This window comes from Paraburkholderia fungorum (assembly GCF_046027605.1).
GTDB classification, from domain to species: Bacteria; Pseudomonadota; Gammaproteobacteria; order Burkholderiales; family Burkholderiaceae; genus Paraburkholderia; species Paraburkholderia fungorum_F.
This window is the reverse complement of the sequence record NZ_JAQQEF010000051.1, coordinates 1-20,061: the sequence shown is the minus strand read 5'-3', so window position 1 is coordinate 20,061 and position 20,061 is coordinate 1. Positions and strand designations below refer to the sequence as shown.

Annotated in this window: 19 protein-coding genes and 1 pseudogene; 17 read left to right on the top strand and 3 right to left on the bottom strand. The window is 59.2% G+C overall.

Translation table 11 applies throughout. From position 1 onward, the window contains the following. Positions 1-125: 125 nt before the first annotated feature. From PQR53_RS37995 to PQR53_RS37985, 3 genes and pseudogenes are all read left to right on the top strand, one after another. Positions 126-432 (top strand): annotated as a pseudogene (locus PQR53_RS37995) (transposase); the annotation flags it as partial. 336 nt (positions 433-768) lie between these two features. Beyond that, positions 769-1,701, top strand: coding sequence for an MBL fold metallo-hydrolase (locus PQR53_RS37990; RefSeq protein WP_408465613.1), 933 nt, complete (start codon positions 769-771; stop codon positions 1,699-1,701). 187 nt (positions 1,702-1,888) lie between these two features. Continuing rightward, positions 1,889-2,467 carry a YbhB/YbcL family Raf kinase inhibitor-like protein gene (locus PQR53_RS37985; RefSeq protein ID WP_408465612.1) on the top strand — a complete coding sequence of 193 codons (579 nt, stop codon included), beginning with the start codon at positions 1,889-1,891 and terminating at the stop codon, positions 2,465-2,467. Positions 2,468-2,563: 96 nt separating this feature from the next. Here PQR53_RS37985 and PQR53_RS37980 read toward each other — a convergent pair whose 3' ends face one another. Next, positions 2,564-3,313 carry an SDR family NAD(P)-dependent oxidoreductase gene (locus PQR53_RS37980; RefSeq protein WP_408465610.1) on the bottom strand — a complete coding sequence of 250 codons (750 nt, stop codon included), beginning with the start codon at positions 3,311-3,313 and terminating at the stop codon, positions 2,564-2,566. A 111-nt stretch (positions 3,314-3,424) separates the two neighbouring features. On the opposite strand from PQR53_RS37980, the gene PQR53_RS37975 reads away from it, so the two are divergent. After that, positions 3,425-4,312 (top strand): LysR family transcriptional regulator, encoded by an 888-nt coding sequence (locus tag PQR53_RS37975; RefSeq protein ID WP_408465608.1) that lies wholly within the window; start codon positions 3,425-3,427, stop codon positions 4,310-4,312. A 66-nt stretch (positions 4,313-4,378) separates the two neighbouring features. On the opposite strand, the gene PQR53_RS37970 is transcribed toward PQR53_RS37975, so the two are convergent. Continuing rightward, positions 4,379-5,893: an ATP-binding protein gene (locus PQR53_RS37970; protein ID WP_408465606.1), complete on the bottom strand. Its 1,515-nt coding sequence runs from the start codon at positions 5,891-5,893 to the stop codon at positions 4,379-4,381. Positions 5,894-6,241: 348 nt separating this feature from the next. Between PQR53_RS37970 and PQR53_RS37965 the strand changes: the two genes are divergently transcribed. From PQR53_RS37965 to PQR53_RS37905, 13 genes are all read left to right on the top strand, one after another. Continuing rightward, positions 6,242-6,964, top strand: coding sequence for a hypothetical protein (locus tag PQR53_RS37965; protein WP_408465604.1), 723 nt, complete (start codon positions 6,242-6,244; stop codon positions 6,962-6,964). 223 nt (positions 6,965-7,187) lie between these two features. After that, entirely contained in the window at positions 7,188-8,396 is a 1,209-nt protein-coding gene (locus tag PQR53_RS37960) for an NAD(P)/FAD-dependent oxidoreductase (RefSeq protein ID WP_408465602.1), read from the top strand. 101 nt (positions 8,397-8,497) lie between these two features. Then, positions 8,498-9,955 (top strand): mechanosensitive ion channel domain-containing protein, encoded by a 1,458-nt coding sequence (locus tag PQR53_RS37955; protein WP_408465600.1) that lies wholly within the window; start codon positions 8,498-8,500, stop codon positions 9,953-9,955. 255 nt (positions 9,956-10,210) lie between these two features. Next, positions 10,211-11,197, top strand: a complete 987-nt coding sequence (locus PQR53_RS37950; RefSeq protein ID WP_408465598.1) for an alpha/beta fold hydrolase — start codon at positions 10,211-10,213, stop codon at positions 11,195-11,197. Positions 11,198-11,237: 40 nt separating this feature from the next. After that, complete coding sequence (locus tag PQR53_RS37945; RefSeq protein WP_408465597.1) at positions 11,238-12,017, top strand: acetoacetate decarboxylase; 780 nt, start codon at positions 11,238-11,240, stop codon at positions 12,015-12,017. A gap of 16 nt (positions 12,018-12,033) precedes the next feature. Next, positions 12,034-12,816 (top strand): 3-hydroxybutyrate dehydrogenase, encoded by a 783-nt coding sequence (locus tag PQR53_RS37940; protein WP_408465595.1) that lies wholly within the window; start codon positions 12,034-12,036, stop codon positions 12,814-12,816. A gap of 10 nt (positions 12,817-12,826) precedes the next feature. Then, the gene (locus PQR53_RS37935) at positions 12,827-14,026 is read left to right on the top strand and encodes a DUF3734 domain-containing protein (RefSeq protein ID WP_408465593.1); all 1,200 of its coding nucleotides are present in this window, start codon (positions 12,827-12,829) and stop codon (positions 14,024-14,026) included. After that, entirely contained in the window at positions 14,023-14,436 is a 414-nt protein-coding gene (locus PQR53_RS37930) for a carboxymuconolactone decarboxylase family protein (protein WP_408465591.1), read from the top strand. The genes PQR53_RS37935 and PQR53_RS37930 overlap by 4 nt, the downstream gene beginning before the upstream one ends. A gap of 30 nt (positions 14,437-14,466) precedes the next feature. Then, positions 14,467-15,447, top strand: coding sequence for a DedA family protein/thiosulfate sulfurtransferase GlpE (locus PQR53_RS37925; RefSeq protein ID WP_408465589.1), 981 nt, complete (start codon positions 14,467-14,469; stop codon positions 15,445-15,447). A gap of 140 nt (positions 15,448-15,587) precedes the next feature. Next, entirely contained in the window at positions 15,588-16,466 is an 879-nt protein-coding gene (locus tag PQR53_RS37920) for an RNA polymerase sigma-70 factor (RefSeq protein WP_408465587.1), read from the top strand. 227 nt (positions 16,467-16,693) lie between these two features. Beyond that, positions 16,694-17,686 carry a LysR family transcriptional regulator gene (locus PQR53_RS37915; protein WP_408465585.1) on the top strand — a complete coding sequence of 331 codons (993 nt, stop codon included), beginning with the start codon at positions 16,694-16,696 and terminating at the stop codon, positions 17,684-17,686. Positions 17,687-18,013: 327 nt separating this feature from the next. Further along, a complete protein-coding gene (locus tag PQR53_RS37910) occupies positions 18,014-18,529 on the top strand; it encodes an Ohr family peroxiredoxin (RefSeq protein ID WP_408465615.1) in 516 nt (171 codons plus the stop codon). Between the two features lie 153 nt (positions 18,530-18,682). Further along, complete coding sequence (locus PQR53_RS37905; RefSeq protein WP_408465583.1) at positions 18,683-19,093, top strand: DUF3331 domain-containing protein; 411 nt, start codon at positions 18,683-18,685, stop codon at positions 19,091-19,093. Positions 19,094-19,376: 283 nt separating this feature from the next. Here the strand turns inward: PQR53_RS37905 and PQR53_RS37900 are convergent, their stop codons facing one another. Then, positions 19,377-20,003, bottom strand: a complete 627-nt coding sequence (locus PQR53_RS37900; RefSeq protein ID WP_408465581.1) for a tyrosine-type recombinase/integrase — start codon at positions 20,001-20,003, stop codon at positions 19,377-19,379. Positions 20,004-20,061: the final 58 nt, after the last annotated feature.

Here is a 20,061-nt window from a genome sequence, read left to right as displayed (position 1 = left end):
ACAACGGTCCTTCGGTCGCGCGCGCCCCTAAAGGCGGCTTCTAGGGGTACACCAGCCGTTCGGGCGATCATGTCGGCCCGCACGTCATCGGCTATTGCGCGCATTGGTACGTCTTCGCCGATTGCGGATTGCGCGGCCATGCTCTGCAACGCCCCGAGTTATCAACGCCGATCGCGGCTACGACTCTGAGCGGCATCGGCGGGCACTGCGCAATCGCGGGATCGAGCCCGTGATGGCAGAGCACGGTACCGAACATGGCAGCGACCTTGGCAAATATCGTTGGGTGGTTGAACGCACGCATGCCTGGCTGTCCACTCGCGGTGCCCCCGCACTTTACTTCTAGCGCCGTGCTGGCATCTATGTTTTTTCCCCAAGCTCGGTTGCTGCTTGACTTACCGGAATACCCACCGGCACGCCGAGCAGCCTTTATGAAACGGTCTCCAAAGAAGAAATCCGCGTTGTTCGCAACGGATAGAAGACGTCGATGGGGTGGACGCCCCTGGATGGACACGTTCTGATGGACCGCCAATCAATAAGCCTGTCACTAGCCTTACCTCTCATTGTCTATCCGTCGTAGATTGTCGCCGTTCCGACAACATCGTGTACGCATTCGCGATGCTACTGGTGCTCGCCCCCTCTGACTACTATCTGTCACACGCTCCTTCGAAATGCAAGCAAACGAAGCGCGTGACACTCGTGGTCGTGCTCGTGAACCGCGTCGCGCGGTGCAGTGCGGCTCACCGCAATTAATCAACTGGACTATTGAAGATGAGCGAAACAACTCGCAATGTGCGGCCGGTTATCGCCAGCGTTGGCGGAGAAGGGGCAGGCGAACTCGTTTCTTCCCGCTACGCCGTGCGCGTGGGTGACGTTGACGTCGTGCTGATTAGCGATGGCGTTCTGCCGCTTCCCACCTCCACCATGTCGACTAACGTTAGCGAAGCTGACCGCAACGAATGGTTCGATGGTCGTTTCCTGCAGCGTGACATGTTCGACTGGGCGCTGAATATTGCGCTCGTGCGCAGCGGCGACCGCCTGATCCTGGTCGACTCGGGCGTGGGCGACGGTTTCGAATACTTCACGCGAGCCGGCCGGTCGGTGATGCGCCTGGAATCTGCGGGTATCGACCTGGCTGCGATCACCGATATCGTGATTACGCACATGCACATGGACCACGTCGGCGGCCTGAACGTTGCTGGCGTCAAAGCCAAACTGCGCCCGGACGTGCGCATTCACGTGTCGGGCAAGGAAGTAGAGTTCTGGAAAAACCCGGACTTCAGCAAGACGGCGATGCCGGAAACGGTTCCTCCCGCGCTCCGCAAGGCTGCTGCGAAGTTCGTGGAACTCTACAGCGAAAACATCGTGCAGTTCGATCAGACGGTGGAAGTTGCCAAGGGCGTGTCGGCACGCGTGACGGGTGGGCACACGCCAGGGCACTGCGTCGTGGACGTCGCATCAAACGGCGAAAAATTGACGTTCGTGGGCGACGCGATTTTCCAGGTCAACTTCGACCATCCCGACTGGCAAAACGGCTTCGAGCACGATCCTGAAGGGGCCGCGGACGTGCGTATCGCGCTACTCAACGAAGCCGCTGAAACCGGCGCTCTTCTGGCCGCAGCGCACGTCGCGTTCCCATCCATCGGTCATATCGCAAAGAAGGATAAAGGCTTCCATTTCGTGCCGGTGGTGTGGGACTACTGATCGGTGCTCGACTATCAACCATCGCCGTATAGACTGCACTGACGATTGTCGGAAAACCGCCCGGAGTGCACAAGACTCACGGCGGTTATTTGCAAACGATCACTTGGTCGCGCGGTGACAGCGGCAAATCAATGCGGGACCGTTGATACCGGTTGCACGCATCTTTCATCCTTCAACGGAGCGCATCATGAGAGTGAAGAATTGGTTGCCTGCAATTTTATGCACGTCGATGGCGCTGGCGGTCATCCCCGCGATAGCCGGCGCGGAGCCGTTCGCGATCAGGGTCGACGACCTGCGTGACGGACACTTTTCGAACGAGCAGGTGTACGGAGGCTTCGGCTGTCATGGTCAGAACGTCTCGCCACACATTTCATGGGCTCACGTTCCGCGCGGCACGAAGAGCATTGTCGTCACCATTTTCGACCCCGATGCGCCGACCGGCGGGCTCGGCTGGACGCATTGGGAGATCGCCAACATTCCATCTTCCGAGTCGTCGCTCGAAAGAGGCGCTTCTGGCAATCCGAAGCGCTTGCCGGCCGGCGCGGTTGAGACGTTGACGGACTTTGGCGAATCCAGATACGGTGGACCCTGTCCGCCTAAGGGAGAATCGCATCGATATGTCGTGACGGTGTCTGCACTAGACGTGGCACAGATCGATGTTGCTCCAGCGGCGAGTCCCGCAGTCGTTGCCTATCAGATGCATGGGAAGATCATTGCTCAGGCGAAGTATGTCGCCCGATATCATCGAGGCTTGACTGACGATTGACGGGTGCCAGAAGCGGGTTATCGGCAACCGTTCCCGGCGTGCGGCTGCCGGTCGAACGGTTCCCGGATTCGCGTTGTCACGTTAAACGGTAACGCGTCACGCCAACGACATTCCGCCATCGACGTGCAGATTCACGCCGGTAACGAAGCTGCTTTCTTCGCTAACGAGAAAAAGCGCGGCCTGGGCCAACTCTTCGGCGCGGCCCAGCCGGCCCAGCGGAATCTTCTCTGCAACGGCGGCCTCGAATGCCGGGCGATCAGTGACCGCGATACCCAGCTTCGAAAGAATGGGTGTGTCGACTGGGCCTGGGCTGATCACGTTGACCCTGATGCCGCGCTCTTTGAATTCCAGCGCCCAACTACGGGCGAAAGCTTCGATTGCGGCTTTACTGCCGGCATACGCCGCGTGGCCTTCGAATACTTTCGAACTCGCGATCGAACTCGTCAACAGAATGGCGCCTCCATTGCGAAGTTGAGACGCGACTTTCTGAACGCCGAAGAAAACCGACCGCGTGTTGGTGGCGAGTTGTGCATCGTACTCTTCGAGACTAACCAGATCTGAGCGGGCGATCGTGTTCATGCCCGCGTTGGCGACGTAAATGTCCAGGCCGCCGAACCGTTCTTCAACCAGCGACGCAACGCGGTCATGCGTCGAGAGATCAGCCAGGTCACCGGTCAGGCCCGTTGCCCGATCGCCAAGCTCGGACACTGCGGCATTCACCGCGGCCAGGCGCCGTCCGACGATCAGCACCTGTGCACCTTCGGCCACAAACAACCTGGCCATCGCAAAGCCGATGCCGCTATTACCGCCGGTGATGACGGCGACTTTATTTGCGAGTCTGTTCATCTGAATCTCCGTTGTTTGACGCGGACCTCGCGTTGAGCGCTAATTTAGCCATAGGGTGAGACGACAGCCCAGTTCTGCAGCGGAGCTATCAGTTTTGCCGAAGGGTCACTAATGCCAGTTGAGAACATGAATGGCTTATCTGCCTTTGTTCGAGCGGTTGAGGCCGGTTCGTTCACCGGAGCGGCGCGCATGCTTGGCACGACGCCGTCCGCTGTGTCGAGAAGCGTTGGAAGATTGGAGAGGCGTCTCGGCGTCACGCTCTTCAGGCGCTCGACAAGGGCAACCGTCCTGACGATAGAGGGGCAAACCTACTACGAGCGCATCGCGCCGCTCATACGTGGTATTGAGGAGGCAGGCAACGCGTTGACTGCGCCGCTGGCCGCGGTCGGCAAACTGCGTATCAGTGTGCCGGGTGCATTGGCGCGCATTCTGCTCGACCCGCTCACCAGGCACTTGATGGCGCGTCATCCAGGGTTGCTCTTCGATGTGAACGTGAGCGACCATCATGTCGACATCATCCGCGACGGTTTCGATCTGGTCATCCGGGCGGGTGAGGTCGCCGACAGCGCTTTACATGCGCGGAAACTGGGCCATTTGCCGCTAGCGCTCGTGGCCTCCCCCGACTATTTAAGCCGCAACGGCGTGCCGAAATCGATATCCGATCTCGGCATGCATCGCCATGTTCGTTACAGACTTGCCGGACGCGTGGTGCCCATTACGTTTGCTGACGGTGCCAGCGTGCAACCGGAAGGAGCATTCGACGCCGACAGTGGTGAGGCCATGAGGCTGGCAGCATTGAATGGACTGGGTATCGCGCAGATTCTGAAAGCAATGGTTCAGGAAGATGTCGACGCAGGACGTTTGTGTATCGTCCTGGCGGAGTTGGCACTGCGATCGGTTCCTCTTCATGTCATGCACGGATTTGGAAGGAGCATGCCACCGCGATCAAAAATATTCATCGATTTTGCAGCGAAGCAATGCGCGCAGCTAATGAAATGATAATTTTCGCGTTACAAGCCTGCGGTTGTAGCTGAAAGCGCCACTGAAGACACGGCCAGCCGAATTTCAGATGTAAATCCCTTGCGCGCCGTTCAGTTGGACGACGCTCCGCTTATCGAGCGCAGCTTGATGGAGTTGTTCCAGTGCATAGATTCTTTCCGAAGCCGGGAGCCGATAGCGAGGCAAGTCGTCGGGTCCGGGCTGGACGTGCAGCATGTGCTTAGCGACCAAACCCTCAACCAGGTCTATCGCATTCGAAAGATCGCCCGTTCCTTTTGCCACCGCCGCGAGGACGGCCTCGAGCGTTGCGGGCTGTTCAAACGACGACAACTGACGGAAAGCGGACTTCTCATGCTCCGTCAGCAGCGCGTAACTCCATCCAATCGACGCGGCGAGATTCCGATGCCTCGCAGAAGCATTGCGGCATCCCTGCCATTGAAGACGCGATCGGGTTCCGAGCAGCGTCATGGTGCCGGCCAGTCCGAACGTCGCGACGCGCGCCGCTGCAAGTTCGATTGCAAACGCGACGCCTTCCAGTTCCCGGCAAATCTCCGAGATGGCTGCATAGCTCTTGCTGGTCTGCGGGAATCTGGCGCCCGCTTCCAGAGCGCGTTGAATGAATACCTGCACGGCGGGATAAGTATGCGCATGTTCGATCGAAATCACCTCGGGTCCGGGAGGGACCGCAAGCGCAGACAGGCGGCAGACGTGTTCGTGTCTGACGCGTAGCGCCTCGCGGCTTGTCAGAACGAAATAGGTCGCGGATGAGACCGCGAGAATTTGCGTTGTGAGCGATGTCACCTCGTCGATGACGTGCTCGCAGTTATCCAGAAGGATCAGCGCACGCCTGGTGGAAAGATAATTGGCGATGCGTGCGACGGGTAAATGGTGAAGATCGCCCAACCCAAGCAGACGAGCCAGCGTGAGCGCTACCGTATCGCCATGCGCAACTTCGCTGAGGTCGGCGACGTGAATCTCCGAAGGAAACACGCCGGACAGTCTTTTCGCGAGAGCCATGGCCACTGTTGTCTTGCCGATCCCTCCGGCTCCTACAATAGAGATGAACCGGTGTCTGCTCAAGTCGGACTCAATAGTCCGCAAGACTTCCTCACGACCTTGTGGGAAGGCTGCTCCTGATGCGAAGTCGCCAGAATGTACTCCAGGAGTCAGTCCGGAAAATTGGAAACGGGAATCGACAACGATGCGTTCACGGGTAAGTTGCCCAACGAAACAGTAGCCGATACCCGGGACGTTGGTCACGTAGCGCACACCGCCCTCGCCGTCACCGAGCGCCTTGCGCAATCCAGCAATGTTGACGCGCAGGTTGCTTTCGTCCACGACAATATTCCTCCACGCGCGCGACATCAACATGCGCCGGTCCACGACCTGTCCGGCGTGCTGGATAAGCACAATAAGAATATCCAGCGCGCGGCTGCCTAGTTGCACGAATGAACCCGACCGTTCGAGACGCCTTTCTGCCGGGAAAAGTGTGAACGGACCGAAGGATACGGCCTCGCCGTAATCGTGGCGGTCGGTATTTTCCATCACGCCGGAACGTAAAAAGTCTTCCTTGGCATTCATCTTTCAGCAGGCTCCGGATTGCGCGATTCAGGTTCATTGGAATAGACCCGTTACCTCGGCCCTCCACAGCGAAATATGACGTCACGTGCAATCGTAGTTGTGCCAGCCAGAACACGGAAGACGCCGGCGGGATATCACAGTGTTGCCGCAAGAACAACATCGGCGCCATGGAGTCATTGGCGTACTGGCCCATTCACCGTACCTCATCTGCAAAGGCGGGTGATTGAGCATAGAGTGCCAAAAAACCTGGTCTCGAACGAGGTTCGCGACTCCGGGTGTGATGTGTTGACGAGCAAGAAAAGTGATGCGGAAAGAAGCGAGAAACAACATCCAACTGTGAGATATGCCATGACAAAGATATCGGTTCAGAGTGTCTGCCTAGAATGCAACACGGACGGAAGCTCCGTAGAGAATGCCGTTCTTTCTTCTGTTTTCCTGGATCTTCGACCCGATGAGGAGGGAAGGTATAGGTCGGAGTGCTCGCGCGGTCATCAGCAGATCGTGACATTGCGGCAACAGAAGTTCGAGATCTTTTTTGAACTTGCCGCTTATGCAATACGCGACGGCCACTATCGGCAATCAGTATCGTCCTGCGCCGAGAGTCTTGAAGACTTTCACGAATTCTTTCTGCGCGCGATGGCGTACCAGAACGGAATAAAGAAAGAGCGTTTCGATGCGGCGTGGAAACTGCTGGGGATCAGTCCACAGAATCGCGAGGAAGCCTACTCACTGAACTACCGGAACTTCTGCGCCCGACCTCCCGTGCTCCTCAGACCCGATCAGAACGACTGGAAAGACTCGGTCATAGAAAAAGGAAAAATGCCGAGGCGCGAAGAATGTGTAGCGTTTGGCCAGACCGTATTGCATGTATTGCAGACGGCCGTCAGAGACGCGAGGGATGCCTTTCCCAATGGAGTAAAGCAGGCAATGCAGGAGCAAGTGACTGCGGCTCAACAACACGCGTCCAGATCACAAGCGCCATGGAGCATTCGCACAATCGTGAATCTTGCCATGGAAGGTGACGAACATTCCTATGAGTCGCTCGAAGGCGCGCTTGCCAGGTTTAGTTGACGACGTTTAAGCCGTCGATTGTTGTCGCCGAGACAACACGGTGATCTCCTTTGCGTGCCTACTGCCATTGGAACACGAAGTCTACGATTTGTCGTGAAGGCGGGCGGCCGGTGAGTCGACCGCCGCGATCGTCAGCGATCGTCGCGCAGTGCAACAGGGCTCCGTTTGTTGAAGTTCCGGTGCACATCGTCAACCTGGTAATCTAAAACTTAAGGCAAGAATCATGTCGCAGAAGATCTTGATTGTGGGCGCCGGCTTCGCCGGCGTGTGGGGTGCGCTCGGGGCGGCTCGCGTGCTCGACCGCGCTGGCGCAACGGCTGGCGACATCGACATTACGCTGATCTCGCCGAAACCCGAGTTGCAAATCCGGCCACGGATGTACGAAAGCGAGCCGCATCTGATGTTTGCGCCGCTTTTGCCTCTGCTTGACGCCGTCGGCGTGAACTACGTCGAGGGGCGTGTGGACGAAATCGCTGTTGGCGATAAGACCGTGCGTGTGACGGCCGCGAGCGACGAAACCCGCACGCTTGGTTACGACAGGTTGCTGCTGACGAGCGGCAGCAAACTCAGCCGGCCGTCGATTCCGGGGCTCGCCGAGTATGCATTCTCGGTCGATAGCATGGAGGACGCGTCGGCACTTGAAGCGCATCTGAAGCAACTCGCGAAGCTTCCTGATTCAAGCGCTCGAAATACCGTTGCCGTGGTGGGATGTGGCTTTACCGGCATCGAGATTGCAACCGAATTGCCTAAGCGGATGCGCGCGCTATTTGGCCCCGATGCGGCGATCAAAGTAATCGTCGTAGGCTCGCAGGCCGATATTGGCCCCGATCTCGGGCCTAACCCGCGGCCTTTCGTCGCCGAGGCATTCGAGTCGCTGGGCATCAAAGCGGTATTGGGCTCCAGTGTCGTATCGGTCGATGCGAGTGGCGTCCGCACCGCGTCGGGTGCGCATATCGAAGCGCACACGGTGGTATGGGCGGGCGGGATGCGAGCAAGTACGCTTGCAGCACAGGTTTCGTCGCGCCTCGACCCGCTTGGCCGTGTCGAAGTCGCACCTGATCTGCGTGTGGAAGAGGCGCCCGGCGTGTTCGTGGCCGGCGATGTGGCACGAGTGCGTAGCGACGATCAGGGGCACGACGCGTTGATGTCCTGTCAGCACGCCATGGTGATGGGCAAATTCGGTGGCCACAACGTGGCCGCCGATCTGATCGGCGCATCGACCCTTGCGTATAGCCAGCCGTTTTACGCCACCTGTCTCGATCTCGGCGAGTGGGGAGCGGTCTATTCAGAAGGCTGGGACCGCCAGATCAAGCTGACGCATGCAGAAGGAAAAGCACGCAAGCAGATGATCAATACGCAGTGGATCTATCCACCTGCGCCGAATCGCGCCGATGCATTCGCGGCAGGCGACCCTCTGGCGTCGTTTGGCTAGTGGTTTAGCCAGCCTCGGGCATTGCAGTTAGTCGTTCACAATGGCTCCGGGCGGGGGCGGCATGAGTACTCGTCAGGCGCGTTTTTCCCGTCGGAGCGTCCGTGAGCGATTCCCTGTTGTTCGGTTATGCCGTCGTCATGATCGACGTGGCGCTGTGGCGTTTCAAAGTGCCGAAGGAGGACGTTTCGCGTCTATTGCTTCGGCTCACGATTTTTGCCGTCTTCACGACGAGCCTTTTCACCGCGGGCCTCAGCCCCTTCAGGCAGGCTACGCATCTTGGACCGTCGCCGCTTCACGAAGCGGCGCAGGCCCTGAAGATATTCTGGTGGCTCACAGGTGCCCGCCTGCTCACTCTTGCTCTCGACACACTTCTCCTGCCACATACGTGGCGCAAGCAGAGACTGTTTCAGGACGTGTTCGGTGCTGTGGTGTTTCTCGCCGCGGCGGTAGCCGCGACGGGGTTCGTTCTGGAAATACCCGTTGGCGGCCTGATTGCGACGTCGGGCACATTGGCCGTTATTCTCGGTCTGGCTATTCAAAGTACCTTGCACGATGTCTTTGCAGGAATCGTGCTGAATTCCACAGAACCGTACCGCGTGGATGACTGGATCTCGATTGATGGCGCCGAAGGCAAGGTGATCGAGATGAATTGGAGAGCAACGCATCTGCTCAATTCGCACGGCAATGTGACCATCATTCCCAATGCCGCGGCGGCAAAGGCCAATATCACAAATACCAACCGGCCGCACGCTTTGCATGGCGTTACGGTGTCTCTGGAGATTTCGCCGGACGAGCGGCCGGCAACGGTGATCGCCGCGCTCGAATGCGCACTGGCTGCGGCGCGTTCCATCCTGCCGGCACCGGCGCCCTTCGTGCAGGCGAGAAAATCCACGATACATTCCATCCAGTACGAGGCGACCGCTTTCGTGGACGACACGGCAAAAAAGGCGCCATTGACAAACGAACTGTACGACCTCTGCTATCGACACCTTACCGCCGCGGGAGTCGATCTCCGACCACGAGGCGTGCCATCTGTCACGGCCATGGTGGCAAAAGCCGAGGAACGCCTGCTTGGACGCATCGAACTGTTCGCCGCCATCGGCGACGAGGCGTTGAAGAGGCTTTCGAGTTGCATGGTGCGGTACGAATACGACCCCGGGCAGGTGATCTTCACGCCGGATGTGGTGCCTGACAGTCTGGCAATCGTCGACTCGGGCGTGCTCAGTGTTTCAACGGAGCAATCTACCGGAGCCGTTGAGGTGGTGCGTCTCGGGCCTGGCGATACGATGGGGGAGACCGGACTACTCGCGGGTTTGCCAGTTCAGGTGAAGATCGTGACGCTCACCCGGACTGTCATTTACAGATTGAGCAAGGATGCTGTGACGCCTCTATTGAGGGATAGCCAAGAAGTGACGCAGCGAATGTGCCGGCTGCTTTCCCAACGGCAAGACATGTTGCACAAGATGGCTATGAAGAACGCCGCTCATGGAGACGATGAGCATGCTAGCTTCCACTGGCTCCTGGATAAGATTCATCGGTTGCATGCGTTGAAGTTCTGATCTTGCGGTTGTGGATGGGTTACTCCCAATGCGCTGCCGTTCACTCTCTGTCTTTGCTATACGCAAATTAACTCATGTAGATGTTAAGAATCGTTAAGAAAACGGCGATCTTTAGTCGCGTGAACGTAGAGCGATAAACGGCGTTTTGCAGCGCTTAACTGGGCCAATAAGCGCATCGTGATTATTCTGATGACTCGACCGGTAAGCAAGCCAATTCCCCTATCTCCCCGGTCGAACAATTCCTGGACTTAAGCCATGACTAAAGACTTGGGACACGTTTCCCCCGACTCAAAACGCCGAAGCCTGCTGATTGGCGGAGTCGCCGCGACCTTGACGACAACTGTGGCATCGGCTGCCAGCAAGCAATCAGGACCCGGCACCACCGCGCACATGTCGTCCACAGGCCATACCGGCGACGTTATCCGCACCCGGGACGGAGTCAGCCTGTACTTCAAGGATTGGGGCGCTAAAGACGGTCCCGTCGTCACGCTGAGCCACGGTTGGCCGCTCAACTCGGATAGCTGGGAAAACCAGGCCTTCTCTCTGGCGTCCCACGGGTTCCGGGTCATCGCACATGATCGCCGTGGGCACGGTCGCTCGAGCCAACCCTGGGACGGCAACGACATGGATCACTACGCGGACGATCTCGCGACAGTCATCGACACGCTCGGCCTGCGCGATGTAGCCGTTATCGGATTCTCGACCGGCGGGGGCGAAGTCGCGCGTTACGTGGGCCGGCACGGTACGTCACGCGTATCGAAGATCGGATTGATTTCGGCCGTGCCGCCGTTGATGGTCAAAACGCCCGGCAATCCGTCAGGTGTACCTATTGAATCGTTCGATAGTGTTCGGGCTGCAATGATCGCCAACCGCTCGCAATTATTCCAGGACATTCCCGCAGGTCCGTTCTACGGCTTTAACCGGCCGGGCGCCAAGGTGTCGCAAGGTCTGATCGACGCGTGGTGGCGTCAGGGAATGAGCGGCGGTTTCAAGAACGTCTACGAATCGGTCAAAGCCTATTCCGAAACTGATTTCACGACGGATCTGCTGAAGTTCGACCGACCGACACTGATCATTCACGGCGACGACGACCAGGTTGTTCCCGTGGATATTGGAGCCCGCTCGAGCAAGAAACTCGTGCCTCACGCGATCCTGAAGATTTATCCCGGCGCGCCGCATGGGTTGACCGATACCCACAAGGATCAGCTCAATCAGGACCTCTTGTCTTTCCTGCGAAGCTAGTTTGCGGGGAGCGTGATTCAAAGCAACCAAGGAGTGACTCGTGACAAAAGACGATATCCGCAAACATGCTTTTTCGATGCCGCTGCACAATCCGGCATACCCGCGTCCGCCGTTCCGGCTCGTCGATCGGGAGTACTTCATCATTTCCTACGAGACGGATATCGAGGCGCTAAGAGCCGTCGTTCCCGAACCCTTGAAGGTCGACAACGCGATGGTTCATTACGAGTTCATCCGCATGCCCGATTCGTCGGGGTTTGGCGACTATACGGAGAGCGGTCAGGTCATCTCGGTTCTGGACGAGCAGGGCAGAAAGGCGAACTACACGCACTCGATGTATCTGGACGACGAAGGTCCGATCGCCGGCGGCCGGGAAATCTGGGGCTTTCCCAAGAAGCTCGCTTCGCCGCGTCTTTCGATTGATGGAAAAGATACCTTGCTCGGAACGCTCGACTACGGCACGCGGCGAATTGCCACCGGCACGATGGGCTATAAGTATCGTCCGCTCGACGCCGCTGCCGAGCAGCGCAAACTCGCTGACACACCCAACTATCTGCTCAAGGTGATACCGCACGTCGACGGTTCGGTCCGAGTGTGCGAACTCGTCCGCTTCTTTCTGCGCGACGTTCAGGTAACTGGCGCCTGGGAGGGGCCGGCCGCGCTCGAACTTCATCCACACGCGCTGGCTTCGGTCGCGGACCTGCCCGTTCGCAAGGTAATCGGCGCGCGTCACATCGTCGCCAATCTCACACTCGATGTGGGCGAGGTGGCGCATGACTATCTTGCCTCCGTCGATCCCATGAAACTTGTAGCGAACCAGTAACTCTCCCGGAGGATATATGGCATTGAAAGACAAAGTGGCGCTCGTCACGGGCGCGGCGAGCGGAATTGGCGAGCAATGCGCACGCAAGTTGGCCGCGGACGGCGCGACGGTCGTCGTAGCGGATCTGAATCTCCCGAGCGCAACGAAAGTGGCCGAGGATATCGTCCGCAGCGGTGGCAGCGCGGTTGCTCTCTCCATGGACGTGACGAACGAAGAAGCGGTCAATGCCGGTATTGCCGATACGGTAAGCCGATTCGGCGGCATCGACGTATTGGTTTCGAACGCCGGTATTCAGATCGTCAACCGGATCGAGGACTACGCATTCTCCGACTGGAAAAAGATGATGGCTATCCATCTCGATGGTGCATTCCTCACTACGAAGGCAGCCGTCAGGCATATGTACGCATCGGGCAAAGGCGGCGCCGTGCTCTACATGGGTTCCGTGCATTCGCACGAGGCATCGCAACTGAAGTCGGCCTATGTGACGGCCAAGCATGGGCTGCTTGGGCTTGCCCGGGTTGTCGCAAAGGAGGGCGGCCCGCACGGTGTGCGCGCGAATGTCGTGTGCCCTGGTTTTGTCAGGACTCCGCTGGTGGACAAGCAGATTCCGGAGCAGGCGAAAGTACTCGGAATTTCAGAGGCGGAGGTCGTGAGAAACGTGATGCTGAAGGACACGGTGGACGGCGAGTTTACCTCGGTGGCCGACGTCGCCAACACGGTCGCGTTTCTCGCCGGCTTCGAATCGAATGCGCTGACCGGGCAGTCCGTCGTGGTGAGCCACGGCTGGTTCATGCAGTAAGGGGATAACCGTGAGATCGAGTCAGCGCAAAGAGTTGCAGCAGCCGTCTCCTTTCAGGCTGCCCCAGTACGATGAAATCGGACTCGTGCTTCAGGGTGGCGGAGCCTTGGGTTCGTATCAGGCCGGCGTATACGAGGGGATTGCCGAAGTAGATATTGAGCCGACCCGGATCGCGGGCATATCGATCGGCGCGTTGAACACCGCGGTGATTGCCGGGAACGCGCCGGAAGACCGGGTGGAGGCACTACGCGGATTCTGGAACACGATAAGTCAACCCGCGGATGTTTTCTCGCATGTCCGTTCCCTGATGCCCGTCTATCCGGGCTGTGAAGACATGGCACGCAAGTGGTCGAGCGCGTGGGCGGCAACGCGCACGCTGGTCGAGGGCCAGCAGGGATTTTTCTCTCCGCGTATGCGCACGCTTGCGGCCGATCTCGTGAAGAGGCGTCCCGACGAAGTCAGCTATTACGACACCACTGCGTTGCGTGAAACGCTGATGAAGTACGCCGACTTCGACCGGATCAACGATGGAGGCATCCGTGTTTCGGTCGGCGCTGTCAACGTACGCAATGGCAATCTCGTGTACTTCGACAACTCGACGATGCGACTGAAGCCGGAGCACTTCATCGCGTCCGGCTCCCTGCCGCCAGGGTTTCCCGCCGTCGAGATCGACGGAGAGTTTTACTGGGACGGAGGGCTCGTCTCCAATACGCCGCTGACGGAAATTATCAGAGAGAGTCAGCACAGAGATACGCTCGTTCTGCAGGTCGATCTGTGGAGCTCGCGCGGCAAGCTGCCAGGCGATTTTCTCGACATCAACGAACGTGTCAAGGACATCCAGTATTCAAGCCGTACCCGGGCTGTCACCGCCTTCATGGCACAGAATCAGAAGCACGCTCAGCTGATCAAGGCACTGCTCGAACATGTCCCCGAGGCCGCGCGCTGTGATCATGCGGTCATTGACGAAGCGCAGAAGACGGCGGATGGCAGCGCCGTGAATGTCGTGCACCTGATCTACAGGAACAAGTCGTTCGAAGGGCACTATAAGGACTACGAGTTCAGCAAGGACACGATGAAGGAACATTGGGCGAGTGGATTAGACGACGTTCGAAATTCTTTCCGTCATCCCGAGTGGTTTGCTATTCCTAGCCGTGAAGTGGGCTTCGTCAGTCACGACGTACATCGATACAGCGCGGGTGCAAAATCGTGACGCGGCCAATTCAGTGCGGCTCGCTCGATGCCGGCCTGATCGCGCTTCTCGAACTGCGCGCATCGCAAATCAACGGCTGTTTGTTATGCGTTCATTACGGCCTCCGCCTGGCGCTCCATGCTGCCGTAGCCACATCGAAGATTGAGCATATCGGAAGCTGGCGGCGCGCCGATGTTTTCTGTCATGCGGAGAAGGCCGCGTTGGCCTGGGCGGAACATCTATCGGGTGTCAGCGAACAATCGGCGTCCGACGAAATCTGGTCGCGCATGCGGAGGTACTTCAATGAGACGCAAATTTCAGAGCTGTTCAAGTATTGGAGCAGCAGCGCATTGTGGTCGACCGACGAGGTCATTCGTTGTTGCACTGCCGGCATGGCGGTCAACCTGGCTGTCGGTTGGCACGCCCAATAGGACCCGGCCGTTTCCGGGTCAGGAGGCTACGTGTTTTCCCATGAACTCATCGCGCAATACGGCGCGCTGGTCGTATTCCTGAGTGTGCTTGGCGCGTCGCTCGGTCTACCTGTGCCGGCTATGCCAACATTGATCACGGTAGGGGCGAGCATCACGATTGCAACCGGCAGCCAACAATCGGCAGTGTGTCATTTCGCGTCGACGTTAGGGGCTGCCGCCGTGGGCGGAGTGCTTGGCGACCTCCTCTGGTATGAGGGCGGAAGACGATTCGGCGAACGCACGCTTCGAACGGTTTGTCTCTTATCGTCGTCGCGCGATACTTGTGTGAGAGAAACCGAGCGTTTCTTCGGGCGCTGGGGAGTGCGAGTTTTAATCGCCGCCCGCTTCGTCCCCGGCCTGTCGCTCGTTGCGGTGCCGTTGTGCGGGGCAATGGGGGTCAGATTGCGGCACTTCATCGCATGCGATTGTGCCGGAGTGGCCTTATGGGCCTCCGTCGCGCTAGCTATCGGCGGAGCTTTCGCCGCTCAGATCGAGCTGGTTTTCGCGGTGGTCTCGCATCTCGGCTGGCGGGCATTGGCTATGGTCGCAAGTGCACTCGCGCTGTATTCCTGCTATCGCTATTGTCGACATCTGATGCTGTCCAAAGCACTGGAAACGTCCCGGATCGATGCGGTGGAGCTACACGGTTTGCTGACAGACGAACCCCGGCCGGTCATCTTCGACATTCGTTCCCCGGAGAGGCGGACGCTTGATCCATTCGTCATTCCGGGTGCCATATTTGCCGACGAACGCAAATTTGGGGAGATAGTGCGGGCGTACGACGCGAACCGGACATTCGTCATTTACTGCTCGTGCCCCGGAGAAGTGTCCGCTGCATGGATGGCTGGCCGTTTGCGGCGCGCCGGAATCAGACTAGCGTTGCCGCTGACCGGAGGCATCGACGCATGGCGCGATGCCGGTTTCAATGTTGCCCCCGTGACAGCAGCCGGCGGCGAGCGCCGTGCGCAGTAAACATTGGCCGCGGTGCCGGACTTCATGACGGTATACTGTTCGGCGCGAACGATCGCGCGAACGTAGGTGCGCGGTTCGGTCGTCCGTTTCCGCCATGGAAACTGGAATATCTCCCATGTACTGTGCACAAGGACCGCTTCATGGACGACGCCAGCGTTTTTGACAAGCTTCGCCCGCGCTTGCAGGGCATTGCATATCGGATGCTGAGTTCGGTCGCAGAGGCGGAAGACGTCGTGCAGGACGCCTGGTTGCGCTGGCATTCGACCGCAAGCGAGACCATCGAGAACGCGGAAGCGTGGCTTGTCGCCGTGACTACGCGGATCTCCATCGACCGTCTGCGCGCAGCGAAAATCCAGCGCGAACATTACACCGGCATCTGGCTTCCTGAGCCGCACTTCGCCGACTATCCCGCAACGCCGGAGCAGGCGAAGGAGCGCGCTGACGACGTATCCGTCGCCTTTCTGATGCTGCTCGAACGGTTGAGCCCGGAAGCGCGCGCGGCTTTCCTGCTGCGCGAAGTATTCGATGCCGACTACGATGAAATAGCAAAAGCCGTCGGCAAGAGCGAAGCGGCGTGCCGGCAACTGGTGAGCCGCGCGAAGGCGCAGTTGCGCGACGATCGTCCGCGCTACGTCGTGTCGCGGGAGACGCATCATCGGTTGCTGCAGACTTTTGCGCACGCTTTGGAGCGCGGTGATTTCGCGGCGATCAATTCAATGCTGGCCGAAGATGCCGTGCTCATGGGCGATGGCGGTGGCCGGGTGCAGAGCTTTCCAAAACCAATGGTGGGCGGGCGGCGCATCGCGCAGCTTTTTTATGCGGCTGCACTTCGCTACAAAAGCGGACTGCGTGTCGAACTCGCCGTGCTCAACAGCCAATCGGCACTGTTGCGCTTTATCGACGGCGCACTCGAATCGGCGCAGACGTACGAGACGGATGGCGAGCGCATTGTGCGCATCCAGGTGCAGCGAAATCCCGACAAGCTGGCGCGCATCGCGGCCAGATTTGGCGGCCGATGATCTGCAGCCCGGCAATGTCCGGACTGCGTTTGTACGATCAATTGCAATAGCAGCGAAATCAATGCCGCCGCATTGTTGAACAGGAAGGGCGCGCCCGCGATCGCGCGGCTGAACCTCTCGCACGAACGGGCAGATTGTCCGCCGCAGTGGATTCGTTAACCCGGTTTGTCACAGGTGGCCCGGCTAAAACGTCTTGTCGAGTACGAAACCTTTAAATCGTGCCGCCCATGTCCGACGATCATTCTGCCCGCCCCGTCACCGACAATTCGCTCGCTAGCAGCTTCGCCACGAGTTACGCCGGTGTCGTTTCGTTCCTCGCCGTGGCCAATGAAGGCAGCTTCGCCAAGGCGGGTGACCGTCTCGGCATTGGCCGCTCCGCCGTCAGCCGAAATGTGCAAAAGCTCGAAGCGCAGCTCGATGCGCGGCTTTTTCTGCGCACCACCCGCAGCACGTCGCTGACCCGCGAAGGCGAATTGTTTTATCAGAACTGCCATCCGGGCGTCGAACGCATCGTGCAGGCGCTGGAGGACATGCGCGAGTTGCGCAATGGACCGCCGCGCGGACATCTGCGTATCTGCTCGACCCCCGGATTTGGCCGCAAGATCGTCGCGCCGCTGCTGAGCGGTTTTCGCTCGCGGTATCCAGACATAGCGCTCGAACTATTGCTGAACGATCGTCCTGCCGACTTCATCGCGGATCGTGTCGACGTCGGGTTTCGCGACGGGCGTATGGAAGACAGCGAGGTCGTGGCAAAGCAACTGATACCGATGCAGATGATCGTCTGCGCGTCGCCCGTGTACGCGAGACAACACGGTGTGCCGCGTCAGGTCGAAGATCTCGGCCAGCATCGGTGTATCAATTTCCGCAGTGCGTCGGGGCGCGTAAGTGATTGGGAGTTCAAGGTCGACGGACTCATGCAAAAGCAGTTGCCTCGAGCGCAGCACACGTTCAACGACATGGACCTCATCGTGCAGGCGGTGCTCGACGGCGAGGGCATCGCCCAATTGCCGGCCTATCAGGTCTGCGATCTATTGCGGCGTGAGCGGCTGATTTCCTGTCTGGCCCAATACGCGCCAGACGACCGCGGTCACTACGTCTGTTATCTCAGCCGCAAGCATCTGCCCGCCAGAATCCGCGTGTTTATCGATTACATGGCGGAACAAACGCGCGCCCTCGATCTGCAATGCCTGACCACGATGATGCCGGTGCCGGCACTATGATTGGTGCTTTGGAGGCAACACGGTGCGTCGCGGCGCAGGCCTTCCCGACGGGCTGCTGCGCACCTACGATGCACCCATACGCTGACGGCGCATCGACGCCGGTCCGGCGCACTATCCACAGAGAAAGATCATGACAATCGTTGCTATCGACGGTGGCCTCAGCGGTAGCGGGCCGTTCGACGGACGGCCTGCGCTATGCCAGAGCGCGCAAACAGGAGACACCATGCCAGAGAGGCGGACCATCCCGTCTCTGGACGCCACTGGCTCACGCGCATGGCTCCGCTCGTTGCGAGCCGCGGCGTAGCCAATGGCTGTCGGACATACATGATGAGCCCTCTGCATCCGCCGCCGCTCACCCTGCTCGACAAGTACTTCGGGCAAGATTTTCAGACACTGTACTCGACGACCGTGACCGCCACGGGCGGCGATGCGAGCCATGGTCGAGCATCAGGCGTGGTCCGGTCGGACGACGGCGAGCTCGATCTCGACCTGCGCCTGCCCGAAGCGCTCGGCGGCCCAGGCGGCGGGACGAATCCCGAGCAGTTGTTTGCTGCCGCCTACGCCGCCTGCTTTCACGGTGCCTTGAGCCTGCTCGCAGCAAAGGCGGAGATAGCGATCGTCGGCGCGAAGGTGGAAGTGACGGTCGATTTCGGCCGAGATCCCGTCGATGGCCTGTTCAACCTGATTGCCCAGGTCCGCATTCATTTGCCGGGTGTCGAGCCCGGCGTTGCCGAAGGACTCGTGCGTAACACGGAACGTTTCTGTCCGTACGCGAAGATGGCGCGCGAGGGGATCGTGAGCGTGGTCGCACTCGCGCGGCCGGATAGCGTGGCGAAGCTGTAAGCCGGCATGCGCATTTCATGCGAACGATCGAGCCGTTATCGACGGCAACCTGACCGGGTAATGTTCGCGTGAGCCCCGCAGCCATGAGACTTTAAACCCGGAGGCGATGCATTTTGCAGGCTATTGCCGCTGGAAGTCGCAGGAGAACCGGAGATGTGTGGACCCGACCCATGGTCGCAGATTATCGGACGGCTGAGCGCGCATTGGCATGAGACTGCATCAGCCGCTTACCAGGCTTCGGGGCGCCGCAAGCGACCCAGCCGCACGGTAGTAGCGCATGCGGCGCTCACGGTCCCTACGATTCGAAGCATCGAATGGCAAACCGACGCGACCGTGCTCGTTTCCTGGAGCGACGCTACGCGGGGCAGCTATCTCGATCAGACGTGGCGCGCCGGCTATGCGCGCGTCAGGGGTATTTGCGCGCTCAGCGGCATGTCGGTCAAACGGGGCGACGTGGTGTTCCGGCCGTTCCACCGTGGCGCCGCACCGCCGTCGAACGCGCTCGACATGATCCTTGCTTCGGTGATGACGAGATATTCAGAGCGCCAGCTTGTGCTGACCTGATGTGTGGCGGAGATCGTTTGGACTTCGGCCCCGCGAGTGTCGGCTTGCGAATGCAGCAAGATGCCGGCGGATTGCTCGACGCCGCCGCCGGCAGCCATGTAGTTCATTGCTGCCATAGACCCAGCTCGGAGAGATGGCAGCTCAAGCCGGCGGCCAAGCGTTCGTCCACTACGATCGCGTGGCCGGTTACGGGGCGCAGCCGACGCTTGGACGTCCAAGAGACGCCCTATGTGAACGGCGGCTTGTGGCCGGTCAGCGACCACTTGCTGACCGGCATGAAGCCCTACACCTCTGTCTGTTCAGCCATCTCAAGCGCGTCATCGACCTCGATGCCGAGGTATCGGACTGTGCTCTCGAGCTTCGTGTGGCCGAGCAGCAGCTGGACAGCCCTGAGGTTCTTCGTGCGGCGATAAATCAATGACGCCTTGGTTCGGCGCATCGTGTGCGTACCGTAGGCAGTGTCGTCAAGGCCGATTGACGAGACCCACCGATGAACCAGCCGGGCGTATTGTCGTGTCGACAGGTGGGGAGAGCCGTGAATCCTGCTTTTGAACAGGAAGTCGGTCGCATGCAGCCCGGCATGCCTTATCCACGCTGCTACGCTGTCTCGCGTCTGCTCGGTAATCTCGAATTGCACCGGCCGTTGCGTCTTCTGCTGCATGATCAGCGCACGGCTGGCGACGTGCTCTCCTTGATAGACGTCGCGAACACGCAGCTTCGTCAAATCACACGCCCGAAGCTTGCTATCGATGGCGAGATTGAACATTGCCAGATCCCGCACCTGGGATGAAAGCTGCAGGCGCACACGAATCGCCCAGATCTCCTTAAGCTTCAGCGGGGGCTTCTGTCCCGTCAATCTTCCTTTGTTCCACGGCACCCGCGACGGGCTCGTGTCGGTTGATGCGCTCATGACAATCTCCTTTCAGATGAAGGGGGATTCAGTCTGTACTTCTGCAATGGGCGCTACC

What these genes read in the sequence shown, in the direction of transcription:
- PQR53_RS37990 (WP_408465613.1), top strand. Translation starts at nt 769, where the DNA reads ATGAGCGAAACAACTCGCAATGTGCGGCCGGTTATCGCCAGCGTTGGC.
- PQR53_RS37985 (WP_408465612.1), top strand. Translation starts at nt 1,889, where the DNA reads ATGAGAGTGAAGAATTGGTTGCCTGCAATTTTATGCACGTCGATGGCG.
- PQR53_RS37980 (WP_408465610.1), bottom strand. Translation starts at nt 3,313, where the DNA reads ATGAACAGACTCGCAAATAAAGTCGCCGTCATCACCGGCGGTAATAGC.
- PQR53_RS37975 (WP_408465608.1), top strand. Translation starts at nt 3,425, where the DNA reads ATGCCAGTTGAGAACATGAATGGCTTATCTGCCTTTGTTCGAGCGGTT.
- PQR53_RS37970 (WP_408465606.1), bottom strand. Translation starts at nt 5,893, where the DNA reads ATGAATGCCAAGGAAGACTTTTTACGTTCCGGCGTGATGGAAAATACC.
- PQR53_RS37965 (WP_408465604.1), top strand. Translation starts at nt 6,242, where the DNA reads ATGACAAAGATATCGGTTCAGAGTGTCTGCCTAGAATGCAACACGGAC.
- PQR53_RS37960 (WP_408465602.1), top strand. Translation starts at nt 7,188, where the DNA reads ATGTCGCAGAAGATCTTGATTGTGGGCGCCGGCTTCGCCGGCGTGTGG.
- PQR53_RS37950 (WP_408465598.1), top strand. Translation starts at nt 10,211, where the DNA reads ATGACTAAAGACTTGGGACACGTTTCCCCCGACTCAAAACGCCGAAGC.
- PQR53_RS37940 (WP_408465595.1), top strand. Translation starts at nt 12,034, where the DNA reads ATGGCATTGAAAGACAAAGTGGCGCTCGTCACGGGCGCGGCGAGCGGA.
- PQR53_RS37920 (WP_408465587.1), top strand. Translation starts at nt 15,588, where the DNA reads ATGGACGACGCCAGCGTTTTTGACAAGCTTCGCCCGCGCTTGCAGGGC.
- PQR53_RS37915 (WP_408465585.1), top strand. Translation starts at nt 16,694, where the DNA reads ATGTCCGACGATCATTCTGCCCGCCCCGTCACCGACAATTCGCTCGCT.
- PQR53_RS37910 (WP_408465615.1), top strand. Translation starts at nt 18,014, where the DNA reads ATGAGCCCTCTGCATCCGCCGCCGCTCACCCTGCTCGACAAGTACTTC.
- PQR53_RS37905 (WP_408465583.1), top strand. Translation starts at nt 18,683, where the DNA reads ATGTGTGGACCCGACCCATGGTCGCAGATTATCGGACGGCTGAGCGCG.
- PQR53_RS37900 (WP_408465581.1), bottom strand. Translation starts at nt 20,003, where the DNA reads ATGAGCGCATCAACCGACACGAGCCCGTCGCGGGTGCCGTGGAACAAA.